We start from the raw sequence: 13,546 nt of genomic DNA, 5'->3' as shown, positions 1-13,546 counted from the left end.
TCATGCTGATCTCTCTCGTGCTGGGCGGCATCGTCGGCGCCGTGCTCGGGCTCACGGGCGCGGGCGGCGGCATTCTCGCCGTGCCCGCGCTCGTCGTCGGGATGGGCTGGCCGATGCAGCAGGCGACCCCGGTCGCGCTCGTCGCGGTGGCCGGCAGCGCCGCGCTCGGCGCGCTCGAAGGCTTTCGCCACGGCCTCGTGCGCTATCGCGCGGCGTTCCTGATGGCCGCGGCCGGCGTGCCGCTCACGACACTCGGCGTGCGGCTCGCGCACGTGCTGCCGCAACGCGTGCTGCTCGCGCTGTTCGCGGCGACGATGCTGGTCGTCGCCGGCCGGCTGCTGCGGCAGGCGCTGCGCACGCCTGGCGGCGCCGTGCAGGCTTCGCCGCTGTGCGTCGGCCGCGTGAACCCCGACACCGGCCGGCTCGTCTGGTCGTGGCCGGCCGGTGTCGCGCTCGCGTCGACCGGCGCGGTGACCGGCCTCATGACGGGCCTGCTCGGCGTCGGCGGCGGCTTCGTGATCGTGCCGATGCTGCGCAAGTTCACCGACGTATCGATGCACGGGATCGTCGCGACATCGCTGATGGTGATCGCACTGGTCGGCACGGGCGGCGTGTTCGCGACGCTCGCCGCCGGCACGCACGCGCCGCTCGACGTGACGCTGTGGTTCACCGTCGCGACGGCGCTCGGCATGGTAGTCGGGCGCGCCGCCTCGCGGCACCTGTCCGCGCGCCACGTGCAGGCCGGCTTCGCGATCGTGCTCGTGTGCGTGGCGCTCGGCCTGCTCGCGAAGGCCGCGTTCAGCGCATAAGCCGCGCGCAGCCTGCGCTGGCGACAAAAACGCCCGGCCCGACTCGTCGTCGGTGCCGGGCGTTTTGTTGTTGCCGGTTGCGCGGCAACCGGCGCGTCAAGCGGCGCTCAGGCCGCGAAGCCCGCCATCCGCTTGCGTTGCTGGCGCAGCATCACGAAGTTCGCGATCACGACGCCGGCCGTCACCGCGAAGATGAGCAGCGTCGCGAGCGCATTCATCTCCGGATTCAGGCCGAGCCGCACGCGCGAGAACACGACGAGCGGCAGCGTCGTCGAGCCGGGGCCCGACAGGAACGCCGACAGCACGAGGTCGTCGATCGACAGCGTGAACGACAGCAGCCAGCCGGCGATCAGCGCCTGCGAGATCAGCGGCAGCGTGACCGCGAAGAACACCTTGAGCGGCGTCGCGCCGAGATCGAGCGCAGCCTCCTCGAGCGACGGGTCCAGCTCGCGCACGCGCGACTGCACGATGATCGCGACGTACGAGATGCACAGCATCACGTGGCCGAGCCAGATCGTGAAGATGCCGCGCTCGGCCGGCCAGCCGATCCACTTGCCGAGCTCGATGAACAGCAGCAGCAGCGAGATCCCCTGGATCACTTCCGGAATCACGAGCGGCGCATTGATCATTCCGCTGAACAGCGCGAAGCCGCGAAAGCGCCCCATCCGCGCGAGCACGAAACCGGCCCATGTGCCGATCACGACCGACGCGGTCGCGGTCATGAGGCCGATCTTCAGCGACAGCCACGCGGCGGTCAGCAGCTCGTCGTCGTCGACGAGCGCCGAGTACCAGCGGAACGAAAAGCCGGACCATACCGTGACGAGCTTCGACTCGTTGAACGAATAGACGATCAGGCTGACGATCGGGATGTACAGGAACGCAAAACCGGCAAGGAGCACCGCGAACTGCAGGATACGATTCGGCTTCATTGACGGCGGCCCTCCTGCTCTTTCGCCTGGAAACGCTGGAACATCGCCATCGGCACGAGCAGCAGCAGCACCATCGCGCAGGTGACCGCGGAAGCCATCGGCCAGTCGGCGTTGTTGAAGAACTCGTTCCACATCACGCGGCCGATCATCAGCGTATTCGCGCCGCCGAGCAATTCCGGAATCACGTATTCGCCGACCGCCGGGATGAACACCAGCAGGCAGCCCGCGATGATCCCGTTCTTCGACAGCGGCAGCGTGATCTGCACGAACGCCTTCCACGGCTTGGCGCCGAGGTCGTACGCGGCTTCGAGTAGGCGCAGGTCCATCTTCACGAGGTGCGCATAGAGCGGCATCACGAGGAACGGCAGGTACGAGTACACCATCCCGATGTAGACCGCGTAGTTCGTGCGGTACAGCTCGATCGGCGTATGGATCACGCCGATCGCCATCAGGAAGTTGTTCAGGAGGCCGTTGTTCTTCAGGATGCCGATCCACGCATACACGCGGATCAGGAACGACGTCCAGAACGGCAGCATCACGCCCATCATCAGGATGTTGCGAGTGGCCGGATTCGAGCGCGCGATGTAGTACGCCATCGGATAGCCGATCAGCAGGCACAGCAGCGTCGTGATCGCGGCCACCAGCACCGAGTTCACGTAGGTCGCGAAGTACAGGCTGTCGGTCAGCAGGAACGCGTAGTGCGACAAGTTCAGCGCGATGTGCACGACGCCGTCGGCGTACGTCGCGAGCTCCGAGTACGGCGGGATGCCGAGCTGCAGCTCCGCGAAGCTGATCTTGACGACCAGCACGAACGGCACGAGGAAGAACAGCACGAGCCACGTGAACGGGCCGGCGACGACCGCGGTGCGGCCGGTCAGGTTGAAGCGCCTCACCGGCCAGTTGAGCAGGGACTTGAACGCGGTCATGAGGTCAGCACCACGCCCGCCGATGCGCTCCAGCGCACGTAGATCTCGTCGCCGAGCGACGGCGTCTCGAGCTCCGAGATCGCGAGGCTCGACACGTTCGCGATCACGGTCTTGCCGCCGTCGAGCTTCACGTGATACAGCGAATACCCGCCCATGTACGCGACGTTCGAGATCCGGCCGTGCGCCCAGTTGAACGCGCCTTCGGGCGGCTTGCGCGTCAGCGCGATGCGCTCGGGGCGCACCGACACCGAGACCGGCATGCCGAGCGGGCCGGTGATGCCGTGGTTCACGTACAGCCGGCACGGCAGGCCCGGCGACTCGATGAACACGTGGTCGGGCTCGTCCTCGACGGTGACGCCGTCGAACAGGTTGGTCGAGCCGATGAACTCGGCCGAGAAACGCGTGTTCGGATACTCGTAGACTTCGTTCGGCGAGCCGATCTGGACGATCTGGCCTTCGCTCATCACCGCGAGCCGGTTCGCCATCGTCATCGCCTCTTCCTGGTCGTGCGTGACCATGATGCAGGTGACGCCGACCTTGTTGAGGATGTTGACGAGCTCGATCTGCGTGCGCTGGCGGATCTGCTTGTCGAGCGCCGACATCGGCTCGTCGAGCAGCAGCAGCTTCGGGCGCTTGACGAGCGAGCGCGCGAGCGCGACGCGCTGCTGCTGGCCGCCCGACAGCTGGTGCGGCTTGCGCTTCGCGAACTTGCCCATCTGCACGAGCTCGAGCGCCGCATGCACGCGCTCCTTCAGCTCGGCCTTCGGCACGCCTTCCTGCTTCAGGCCGAACGCGACGTTCGCCTCGACCGTCATGTGCGGGAACAGCGCATACGACTGGAACATCATGTTCACGGGCCGCTTGTACGGCGGCATCTGCGCGAGGTCCTCGCCGTCGATCAGGATCTTGCCCGACGTGACCGTCTCGAGGCCGGCGAGCATCCGCAACAGCGTCGACTTGCCGCAGCCCGAGCTGCCGAGCAGCGCGAACAGCTCGCCTTTGCGCACCGTCAGGTTGACGCTGCGCACCGCTTCGGTCTCGCCGAATTTCTTGACGACGTCGATGATCTGGACAAAGTTTTCGGCGCGCGAACCGGCGCCGGACGAGGAAACGAAGGACGGCGCGCTCGCAACCGGCGCACTCGACTGGCTATTCATGATGTGCTGCTTCTCTCCTGCGTTTGACGAACAAAGCCCCCGGGGGCACCAGGGGCTTCATGACTGCATGTGCGATGCGACTCCGGCTCGCTTTGCTTTGCGTCAGCGTCCCGATTTCAGCTCGGTCCACAGACGCGTCTGCAGACGCTGGATCTCCGGCGGCAGCGGCTTGAGCAGGAACAGCGTCTTCACGACGTCGGCCGGCGGGTAGACGGCCGGATCGTTCGCGACGTCAGGCCGCACGTACTTGCGCGCCTCGGCGTTCGCGCTCGGGTAGTACACCGCGTTCGTGATCGCCGCGTGAACCTTCGGGTCCTCGATGTAGTTGATCCACTGCAGCGCAGCTTCCTTGTTCTTCGCATCCTTCGGGATCGCCATCACGTCGAACCAGACCGGCGCGCCGCCCTTCGGGATGTAGTATTCGACCTTGTACGGCTTCTTCGCTTCCATCGCGCGATGCTTCGCGATCACGACGTCGCCCGACCAGCCGAACGCGAAGCACAGGTCGCCGCCGACCAGGTCGTTGATGTAGCCCGACGAGTTGAACTGCGTGATGTACGGGCGGATCTTCTTCAGCACCTGCATCGCGGCCTGGTAGTCGGCCGGGTTCGTGCTCATCGGATCCTTGCCGATGTAGTGCAGCGTCGCCGCGAACATCTGGTCGGGCGCGTCGAGCACCGACACGCCGCACGCCTTCAGCTTCGAGATGTTTTCCGGCTTGAACAGGATGTCCCAGTTGTCGAGCGGCACCTTGCCGAGGATCTGCTGGGCCTTGTTCACGTTGTACCCGAGGCCGGTCGTGCCGTATGCCCAGGGCACCGCGAACTTGTTGCCCGGGTCCGCGCCCGCGACGAGCGCCATCAGTTGCGGATCGAGATGCTTGAGGTTCGGCAGCTTCGACTTGTCGAGCGGCGTGAAGATGCCGGCCGCGATCTGCTTGCCCGCGTAGTTGCTGGTCGGCACGACGATGTCGTAGCCCGAGCTGCCGGTCAGCAGCTTCGCCTGCAGCGTGTCGTCGCTGTCGTAGTTGTCGTAGCGGACCTTGACGCCGGTCTGCTTCTCGAAGTTCGGGATCGTGTCCTTCGCAATGTAGTCCGACCAGTTGTAGACATTGAGCTGCGTATCCTTCGCCGCTGCCGCCGATGCGCCCACGCACAGCGCTAGCGCTGCGAACCGGCCCGCCACCTTTGCTTTCATCCCGTTCTCCCGTCCGTCCGGACGCGTGTCCGGCTGTCGTCTGCCTCGCCATGACGGCGCGTGAAAATCCGTGCCGTCCCTCGAAAACCCCGAAAGCTACCATTATTCGCCGCCCGTCACAAAAAAATCGTGCCGGTGTCGCGCAAACGGAACACATTGCCGCCGCCGGCCCGTCGGGCGGCGCGCGCAGCCACGCATTTCCGGGGGAATTCTATCGGGTAATCGGCGTCTGTCCATCGGGAAAACAAGGCGGCGGCGAATCGGGATGCGGGTCGTGTACGCGGCGCGCGCAGGGGCGCCAAGGTTGCGATCGGGTCGCGGGTGCGGAGATGCTCAGTGGGTCACGTCGTCGCATGGCGTAGCGTGCCGGACGGCCGGTGTGGATCGGCGCCCGGTCGGTCGGCCGCGCAGTCCGGCGATGCGCCGTGCGCCCGGATGGCGGCCCGCCCGGGTCGAGCCATGCCGATGCATTAAAATGACGCCCCGTCGACTCCACCGCGCGAACCCTTCCGATGGCCTCCAATCTTCACGACCTGCCCGACAGCCCCTGCATCGGCGTCTGCTCGACCCTCTTCGACGAAGTCTGCAAGGGCTGCGGCCGCACGGCCGCCGAGGTCTCGAACTGGGTGTTCCTGAGCGACGACGAAAAGCGCGCGGTGTGGGAGCGCATTTCGCGCGAGGGCACCGCGATGCGCTTCCAGTACGACAAGCTGTAAGACGACGCGCGTCGATACGTACCGCTCGCGCGGCCCGTGAACGGCAACGCCGATGCCGGTCCGTCGCGGTGCCAGCGTCTTTCGGCCGCGCGATGCACGCGTCCCGCTTGCCGCCGCGCGCTGCGTGCTCTGGCTCCACCCGCAACGGCGCTGCATAAAAAAAGAGCGGCATGCCGACTGCCATGCCGCCAACCCCAACTCAGTTTGTTGCTCTGCTCGCTTAGAACTTCATCCCGACGCCCACGCCGACGATCAGCGGATCGATGTGCAGCGTGCCGATCGGCTTGTCGCCGAGCGTCGCGTCGGTGCTCATCCAGATCTTCTTCACGTCGACGTTGACGAACACCTTCTTCGTCACCTGCACGTCGACGCCGAACTGCAGCGCCGGGCCGAAGCTGCTCTTTTCGATCGACACGCCCTGCCCGCCGACGTTGAGCCCGTTGTTGTAGAAGTACGTGTAGTTCAGGCCCGCGCCGACATACGGACGCACCTTGCCGGCATGGTTGAAGTGGTACTGCAGCAGCAGCGTCGGCGGCAGCACGTTCACGCCGCCGAGGTTGCCGAGGTTCGACGTCATCTGGTGCCGCGACGTGCCGAGAATCAGCTCGACGCCCAGGTAGTCGCGGATCATGTACGTGAAATCGAGCTCCGGCACGATCGCGTTCTTCACGCCGACGTTGATCGCGCCCAGCGTGTCGCTGCCGCGCTCGTTCGGCTGAATGCTGATCGCGCGCAGGCGGGCCAGAAAATCGCCCTGGTAAATGCCGTCGCCCTGCGATGCTGCGTGCGACACCGCCGGCATCGCTGCAAGACCCGCGGCGCATGCCGCGGCGATAACAAATTTTTGAATCGTTTTATGCATCTGTATGGACCCCCAAAGAACGGAATCCATTCTGCCGGCAGGGTCTTGGGTGTGTTTTGATGTTCGTCAAGCCAGCGTAAACGCTGGACGGTTTGTCGCAGGCTCGTCCGCGCTGCCCGTGAGCAGCAGGTCGAGCAGATCGCGCACGCTGCGGATCGCACGGCCGAACGGCAGCGCTTCGCGGCCGCGGAAGAACAGCCCGTTCGCGACGTCGCCGCGCAACGCGGCCGCGAGGCGCGTATCGATGCAGAAGTGCCCGAACTTCTCGATGCCGTCGCGCAGCCCGCACACGCTCAGGCATTCGAGCGCGGCCGGGCAGCGCAGCTTCAGCGCGCCGAGCTTCTCGCGTATGCGCGCCTCGTTGCGCAGGTAGCGCTCGAGCCACGGCGTCTTCACCGCGCGCGCCGGCAGGCCCGTCACGCTGACGAACTCGACGATGTCGTCGGGGCGCGCGTCGGCGAGCACGCGCTTGAAATTCGGATGGGCGTCGCCTTCCGCGGTGACTGCGAACGGCGTGCCGATCTGCACGCCGTTCGCGCCGGCGGCCAGCGCGTCGCGCACCGCGTCGTGGCTGTTGATCCCGCCGGCGACGATCAGCGGAATGCGCTCGCGCTCGAGGCCGAGCGACGCGATCACCTGCGTGGTCTCGTCGAGCACGCGCGCGAAATCGAAGCGCGCGTCGTGCATGTCGTCGAGCTGCGTGACGCCGAGATGGCCGCCCGCGTGCGCGGGATGCTCGATCACGATCGCATCCGGCAGCCGGCCCTTCTTCATCCACTTCTTCAGCACGAGCGCGATGCCGCGGCTGTCCGACAGGATCGGAACCAGCGCGATGTCGCGGCCGTGCGTCAGGTCCGGCAGGTCGAGCGGCAGGCCCGCGCCCATCACGATCGCGTCCGCGCCTTCGTCGCAAGCGACGCGCACGTAGTCCGCATGCGCGCGGACCGCCTTCATCACGTTGACGGCGATCATTCCGCGCCCTTCGCCATAGGTTTTCGCGAGCCGGATCTCGCGCGCGAGCGCCTCGAGATTCGCGGCCTCGAGCGTGGCGCGGTCCGGTTGCGCGCGGCAGCGCGCGAGCAGGTCCGCATGGTGATGCCGCAGGTCGATGCTCGCGATCGTGCCGAGCGCGCCTTCGCGCGCGACGCTGCCGGCGAGGCGATGCGCGGACACGCCGACGCCCATGCCGCCTTGCACGATCGGCAGCAGCGAACGGCCGCGAATCACGAGCGGCGGGAAGGAAGTGCGTGCGGACATCGGGTACCTCGTCGAACATCGGGAAATGCGATGATCGGCGCGTCCGCCGACGCGCACCTTGAGCCGCGTCAAGAAAAAACGGCACGCGCGGTGCGTGCCGTTTTCAGAAATCGCGCGTCGTGCCGTTCAGGCGGGCTTCGCCGGCTTCATCTGCATCGACTTGTATTCGAGGTATTCCTCGAGTCCGTAGACGCCGTTCTCGCGCCCGTGGCCCGACTGCTTGAAGCCGCCGAACGGCGCGGCCATGTTCCACGTGCCGCCGTTGATGTCGACCTGCCCGGTGCGCATGCGCCGCGCGACGCGCAGCGCGCGCTCGTCGCTGCCCGCCCACACCGCGCCGCCGAGGCCGTACGGCGAGTCGTTCGCGATGCGGACCGCTTCCTCCTCGTCGCGATACGTGATGATCGACAGCACGGGCCCGAAGATTTCCTCCTGCGCGATCGTCGATTTCGGATCGACGCGGCCGAACACGGTCGGCTTCACGAAGAAGCCCTTCTCGATGCCGTCCGGCAGGCCGACGCCGCCCGTCACGAGTTCGGCGCCTTCGTCGATGCCGCGCTGGATGTACGACTGCACGCGCTGCTGCTGCGCCGCCGACGCGAGCGCGCCGAGGCGCGTCGCCTCCTGCCGCGGGTCGCCGGCGACATACGCTTCGGCCGCGGTCTTCGCCAGCGCCCGCGCCTCGTCGTAACGCGCCTGCGGCACGAGCATCCGCGTGTGTGCCGAACAGGTCTGCCCGGCGTTCAGGTAGCACGCGTTGACCGTGCCCTTCACCGCCGCCGCGAAGTCGGCGTCGTCGAGGATCACCGACGCCGACTTGCCGCCCAGCTCGAGCGCGACGCGCTTGACGCTCGCGGCGGCCAGCTCGGCCACGCGCTTGCCCGCGCGCGTCGAGCCGGTGAACGACACCATGTCGACGTCGGGGTCGGTCGCGAGCACTTCGCCGACGACGGGCCCGTAGCCGCACACGAGGTTGAATACGCCGGCCGGCAGCCCCGCGGCGTCGATCGCCTCGGCGAGCATGAACGCATTGAGCGGCGCGACTTCGGACGGCTTGAGGACCACCGTGCAGCCGGCCGCGAGCGCCGGCGCGACCTTCAGCGTGATCTGGTTGAGCGGGTAGTTCCACGGCGTGATTGCCGCGACGACGCCGACCGGCTCGCGCACGACGAGCGAATTGCCCACTTGCGCGTCGAACTCGAACGACTCCGCGAGCTTCGCATACGCGTTCCAGTTGTAGATCGGCCCGCCGACCTGGATCGCGCGCGACAGCTTGATCGGCATCCCGACTTCGCCCGTGATCGACTGCGCCAGCTCCTCGCTGCGCGCCTGCAGATGCCCGGCGATCTTGCGCAGGTACGCGGCGCGGGTCGCGGGCGGGGTCGCGGCCCAGCCGTCGAATGCGGCGCGCGCGGCGCGGACCGCCTGCGCGTCGGCCGGCTGCCCTTCCGGAATCCGGCCGATCACGGCCTCGGTGCCCGAGTCGATCACGTCGATCGTGCCGGCGCCCGCCGGTTGGCGCCAGGCGCCGTCGATATAGAACTGGTCGTAGGTTTTCATCGCTTCCTGTCTCCCGGAAAACGGCCATTCTAACGACGGTGCGACGGGTGCGGCGACGCGTGGGGAGCCGACGCGGCCGACCCGCTGCGGGCGCGCGGTGGGGCTGCGGTGCGCGCGCCGCCGGCCCCGCGTTCGACCCTCTGAGCCGAGCCCGCGACGCCGGTGCGCCAGGTGGCGCGCATCGTGCTATGTTTTTAGTATGGGCGCCGGCCGCTGCACGCCGCGCCACCCGGAATCGACGCTTTTCGTGAGCGCTGCCATGACCGACGCCCGCCCCACCCTCGGCTCGCACGACCGCCTGGAGCTCCTCTGCTGGCTCACCTGCGGCAATCTCGGCGCGTACTACCTCAATGAGGCATGGCCGGATTCCGCGTTCCAGGTACAGGCCGCGCACCGCTGGCTCGACCGCCACCACCGCATGGCCGACTGGCTGGCGATCGCGAAGCTGTCCGCGCTCGCGCAGGACATCGCGAAACGCCATGCCGGCTTCGTCGACGCGGCCTGGGCGCGCGACGCGGTCGAGGAGATCGTCGACACCGATGATCTCGACTACCGCGCGAAACTCGTGCAGCGGGTGTACGACGACTGCTGCAAGGCGCTCGCCGACAAACGGCTCGCCGACTAAGCGTCGGCGCACGCACGCGCCGGCGTGCGCGTCACGCGATCGGCAGCCGCTGCGTCGATTTCAGCTGCCGCAGCGACAGGTTCGAGCGAATGCTCAGCACGCCCGGCAGCTTGCGCAACACCCTTTCGACGAAATGGCTGTAGTCGTCGAGATCGGCTGCCACGACCTGCAGCAGGAAATCCGCTTCGCCGGTCGTGTTGTCGCAGGCGAGCACGTTCGGGCTCGCCTGGATCAGGCGCTCGAACTCCGCGGTCACCGCCTCGCTGTGCTGCGTGCAGACGATCTGCACGAACGCCATCACGCCGAACCCCAGCTTTCTGCGATCGAGCCGCGCGTGATAGCCGGCGATCAGCCCCGCTTCCTCGAGCCGGCGCAGCCGGCGCCAGCACGACGTCTCGCTCAGCGAGAACGCTTCCGCCAGGCGCGCGTTCGACACGCGCCCGTCCTGCTGCAGCATGTCCAGCATGCCGCGATCGATCCTGTCCAGCTGCTCCATGAAAGCTCCTTGCGGCAATCGCACGATCGTCGCAAGGCTATCTCAGAATCGTGCGCTTCTCAATCGCAAGACGAAAGAACAATCCACCATTGCCGCGCTATATTGAAAGAGTCATTCGACCCAGGAGGAGATCGTGAAAGCAGTCGTTTATGAAGCGTTCGGCGCGGCGCCGCGGCTGATGGACGTGGACGATCCGAGGCCGGCACCCGACGGCGTCGTGATCGAGGTGAAGGCGACCGGCGTGTGCCGCAGCGACTGGCACGGCTGGATGGGACACGATCCGGACATCGTGCTGCCGCATGTGCCGGGCCACGAACTGGCGGGCGTGGTGGTCGCGACGGGCGCGGCGGTCACGCGCTGGAAGGCCGGCGACCGCGTGACGGTGCCGTTCGTCGGCGGCTGCGGCCATTGCCCGGAATGCCACTCTGGCAATCAGCAGGTCTGCGAGCGCCAGTTTCAGCCCGGCTTCACGCACTGGGGCTCGTTCGCGCAATACGTCGGCATCCACCACGCGGACCTGAACCTCGTGCGGCTGCCCGATGCGCTCGACTTCCCGACCGCGGCGAGCCTCGGCTGCCGGTTCGTGACGTCGTTTCGCGCGGTCGTCGACCAGGGGCGCACGTCGGCCGGCCAGTGGGTGGCCGTGCACGGCTGCGGCGGCGTCGGCCTGTCGGCGATCATGATCGCGAACGCGATCGGCGCGAACGTCGTCGCGATCGACATTTCCGAGCGTGCCCTAACGCTCGCGCGCGCGCTCGGCGCGGCGGCGACCGTCGATGCGTCGCAGGTGACGGACGTCGTCGACGCGGTGAAGGAGATCACGCGCGGCGGCGCACACGTCTCGCTCGATGCGCTCGGCCATCCGACCACCTGCTTCAACTCGATCAGCAACCTGCGCCGGCGCGGCAAGCACGTGCAGGTCGGGCTGATGCTCGGCGAACACGCGACGCCGGCCGTGCCGATGAGCAAGGTGATCGCGCACGAACTCGAGATTCTCGGCAGCCACGGGATGCAGGCGCATCGCTACGGCGCGATGCTCGACATGGTGCATGCCGGCAAGCTCGCGCCGGAGCGCCTGATCGGCAAGGAAATCAGTCTCGGCGAGTCGATCGACGCGCTGATGAACATGGATCGGTTCGAAGGCGCCGGAGTGACGGTGGTGACGGATTTTTCGGGCTGAGGGGGGCTAACGGTTAGCGGTTCACGATTCATGGCCGCCGTGCTCGCATATCTCAACGGGTGTACGCACCGCCCGCTTATTGCCGCACGCCCACAGACGCAAAAAAGCCCGCCAGGAATAAACCTGGCGGGCTTCACGCGAATCGGCGCGGGCATGGTCGCCCGTGCGATTACTCCTGCCCCTGGCTCGCGAGGAAGTCCTCGTAATTCCCGCCGAAGTCGGTCAGCGTGCCATGCGTGGTCACTTCGATGATCCGGTTCGCGAGGCCGCTGACGAACTCACGGTCGTGCGACACGAAGATCAGCGTGCCTTCGAACTTCTCGAGCGCGATCTGCAGCGACTCGATCGATTCCATGTCCATGTGGTTGGTCGGCTCGTCCATCAGCAGCACGTTGTGGCGGCCGAGCATCAGCTTGCCCCAGATCATGCGGCCCTTCTCGCCGCCCGACAGCACCTTCACCGACTTCTTGATGTCGTCCGCCGAGAACAGCAGGCGGCCGAGCGTGCCGCGCACCATCGTCTCGTCGTCGCCGTCCTTGCGGTACTGGTCGATCCAGTCCATCAGCGTGACGTCGTTCGGGAACTCTTCGTACGTGTCCTGCGGCATGTAGCCGACGTTCGCGTTCTCGGCCCACTTCACCGTGCCGTGATCGAGCGTCAGGTTGCCGAGCAGCGCACGCAGCAGCGTCGTCTTGCCCGCGCCGTTCTCGCCGATGATCGCGATCCGCTCGCCCGGCTGCACCGACAGGTTGAAGTTCTGGAAGATCGTGCGCTCGTACTTCTTCGTGATCTCTTCCGCGACGACCGCGACGTTGTGCAGCTTCTTCTCGTACTCGAAGCGGATGAACGGGTTCTGGCGCGACGACGGCTTGAATTCCTCGATCTTGATCTTGTCGATCTGCTTCGCGCGGCTCGTCGCCTGGCGGGCCTTCGACTTGTTCGCCGAGAAGCGGCGCACGAAGTCCTGCAGCTCGGCCACGCGCTCCTTCGCGCGCGCGTTCGCGGCAGCCTGGCGCTCGCGAGCCTGCGCGGACGCGAGCATGTAGTCGTCATAGTTGCCCGGCCAGACCTTCAGCGTGCCGTAGTCCATGTCGGCCATGTGCGTGCACACCGAGTTCAGGAAGTGACGATCGTGCGAGATGATGATCATCGTCGAGTTGTACTCGTTGAGCGTGTCTTCGAGCCAACGGATCGAGTTGATGTCGAGGTTGTTGGTCGGTTCGTCGAGCAGCAGCACGTCCGGCTTCGAGAACAGCGCCTGCGCGAGCAGCACGCGCAGCTTCCAGCCCGGCGCGACGTCGCTCATCGTGCCGTTGTGGAACTTCTCGTCGATGCCGATGCCGAGCAGCAGCGCGCCCGCGCGCGCCTCGGCGTCATAGCCGCCGTACTCGGCGAACTTGGCCTCGAGCTCGGCCGCATGCATGTAGTCGTCGTCGGTCGCGTCCGGGTTCGCGTAGATCGCGTCGCGCTCGGTCATCGCGGCCCACATCTCGGTGTGGCCCATCATCACGACGTCGAGCACGCGCACGTCCTCGTACGCGAACTGGTCCTGGCGCAGCTTGCCGAGGCGCACGTTCGGCTCGAGCGCGACGTTGCCGCCGCTCGGCTCGAGGTCGCCGCCGAGGATCTTCATGAACGTCGACTTGCCGCAGCCGTTCGCGCCGATCAGGCCATAGCGATTGCCCTCGCCGAACTTGACCGAGATGTTCTCGAACAGGGGCTTCGGCCCGAATTGCATCGTGATATTGGCAGTAGAAAGCACGGCAGATCCCGTTAGGAGGTAATCGACGGAAAACCGGGTATTTTAGCAGGAGTCGGTGAATCGCTGGGTC

At 66.8% G+C, this 13,546-nt stretch carries 13 protein-coding genes; 4 read left to right on the top strand and 9 right to left on the bottom strand.

Going from position 1 to position 13,546, the window contains the following annotated elements; all coding sequences use genetic code 11:
- Positions 1–2 precede the first annotated feature (2 nt).
- The gene (locus tag WJ35_RS03375) at positions 3–809 is read left to right on the top strand and encodes a sulfite exporter TauE/SafE family protein (protein WP_069238732.1); all 807 of its coding nucleotides are present in this window, start codon (positions 3–5) and stop codon (positions 807–809) included.
- 107 nt (positions 810–916) lie between these two features.
- On the opposite strand, the gene WJ35_RS03370 is transcribed toward WJ35_RS03375, so the two are convergent.
- The 4 genes from WJ35_RS03370 to WJ35_RS03355 form a co-directional block, all read right to left on the bottom strand.
- On the bottom strand, positions 917–1,738 hold the full coding sequence (locus WJ35_RS03370; protein ID WP_069238731.1) for an ABC transporter permease subunit: 822 nt from the start codon (positions 1,736–1,738) through the stop codon (positions 917–919).
- A complete protein-coding gene (locus WJ35_RS03365; protein ID WP_060234394.1) occupies positions 1,735–2,664 on the bottom strand; it encodes an ABC transporter permease subunit in 930 nt (309 codons plus the stop codon). The genes WJ35_RS03370 and WJ35_RS03365 overlap by 4 nt, the downstream gene beginning before the upstream one ends.
- Positions 2,661–3,821, bottom strand: coding sequence for an ABC transporter ATP-binding protein (locus tag WJ35_RS03360; RefSeq protein ID WP_059592462.1), 1,161 nt, complete (start codon positions 3,819–3,821; stop codon positions 2,661–2,663). The genes WJ35_RS03365 and WJ35_RS03360 overlap by 4 nt, the downstream gene beginning before the upstream one ends.
- Positions 3,822–3,923: 102 nt before the next feature.
- Entirely contained in the window at positions 3,924–5,018 is a 1,095-nt protein-coding gene (locus WJ35_RS03355; RefSeq protein ID WP_010095551.1) for a polyamine ABC transporter substrate-binding protein, read from the bottom strand.
- A gap of 512 nt (positions 5,019–5,530) precedes the next feature.
- Here WJ35_RS03355 and WJ35_RS03350 point away from each other — a divergent pair.
- Positions 5,531–5,734: a DUF1289 domain-containing protein gene (locus WJ35_RS03350; RefSeq protein WP_010095552.1), complete on the top strand. Its 204-nt coding sequence runs from the start codon at positions 5,531–5,533 to the stop codon at positions 5,732–5,734.
- 220 nt (positions 5,735–5,954) lie between these two features.
- Here WJ35_RS03350 and WJ35_RS03345 read toward each other — a convergent pair whose 3' ends face one another.
- The 3 genes from WJ35_RS03345 to WJ35_RS03335 all read right to left on the bottom strand — a co-directional run bounded on the left by WJ35_RS03345 (position 5,955) and on the right by WJ35_RS03335 (position 9,413).
- Positions 5,955–6,596, bottom strand: a complete 642-nt coding sequence (locus tag WJ35_RS03345) for an OmpW/AlkL family protein (protein WP_029226818.1) — start codon at positions 6,594–6,596, stop codon at positions 5,955–5,957.
- A gap of 66 nt (positions 6,597–6,662) precedes the next feature.
- Positions 6,663–7,853 (bottom strand): NAD(P)H-dependent flavin oxidoreductase, encoded by a 1,191-nt coding sequence (locus WJ35_RS03340; RefSeq protein WP_010095554.1) that lies wholly within the window; start codon positions 7,851–7,853, stop codon positions 6,663–6,665.
- Between the two features lie 126 nt (positions 7,854–7,979).
- Positions 7,980–9,413 (bottom strand): aldehyde dehydrogenase family protein, encoded by a 1,434-nt coding sequence (locus tag WJ35_RS03335; RefSeq protein ID WP_069238730.1) that lies wholly within the window; start codon positions 9,411–9,413, stop codon positions 7,980–7,982.
- Positions 9,414–9,672: 259 nt separating this feature from the next.
- Here WJ35_RS03335 and WJ35_RS03330 point away from each other — a divergent pair, with 259 nt between their 5' ends.
- On the top strand, positions 9,673–10,038 hold the full coding sequence (locus WJ35_RS03330; RefSeq protein ID WP_069239388.1) for a hypothetical protein: 366 nt from the start codon (positions 9,673–9,675) through the stop codon (positions 10,036–10,038).
- 31 nt (positions 10,039–10,069) lie between these two features.
- On the opposite strand, the gene WJ35_RS03325 is transcribed toward WJ35_RS03330, so the two are convergent.
- Positions 10,070–10,534 carry an Lrp/AsnC family transcriptional regulator gene (locus WJ35_RS03325; RefSeq protein WP_011884930.1) on the bottom strand — a complete coding sequence of 155 codons (465 nt, stop codon included), beginning with the start codon at positions 10,532–10,534 and terminating at the stop codon, positions 10,070–10,072.
- A 133-nt stretch (positions 10,535–10,667) separates the two neighbouring features.
- On the opposite strand from WJ35_RS03325, the gene WJ35_RS03320 reads away from it, so the two are divergent.
- Positions 10,668–11,714 carry a zinc-dependent alcohol dehydrogenase family protein gene (locus tag WJ35_RS03320; RefSeq protein ID WP_014723080.1) on the top strand — a complete coding sequence of 349 codons (1,047 nt, stop codon included), beginning with the start codon at positions 10,668–10,670 and terminating at the stop codon, positions 11,712–11,714.
- 169 nt (positions 11,715–11,883) lie between these two features.
- Here WJ35_RS03320 and WJ35_RS03315 read toward each other — a convergent pair whose 3' ends face one another.
- Entirely contained in the window at positions 11,884–13,476 is a 1,593-nt protein-coding gene (locus WJ35_RS03315; RefSeq protein ID WP_069238729.1) for an ABC-F family ATPase, read from the bottom strand.
- Positions 13,477–13,546 lie beyond the last annotated feature (70 nt).

It is taken from the genome of Burkholderia ubonensis (assembly GCF_001718695.1).
Classification (GTDB): Bacteria; Pseudomonadota; Gammaproteobacteria; order Burkholderiales; family Burkholderiaceae; genus Burkholderia; species Burkholderia ubonensis_B.
Note: the sequence above shows the minus strand (reverse complement) of the source record. Positions and strands in the feature narration are given on the sequence as shown.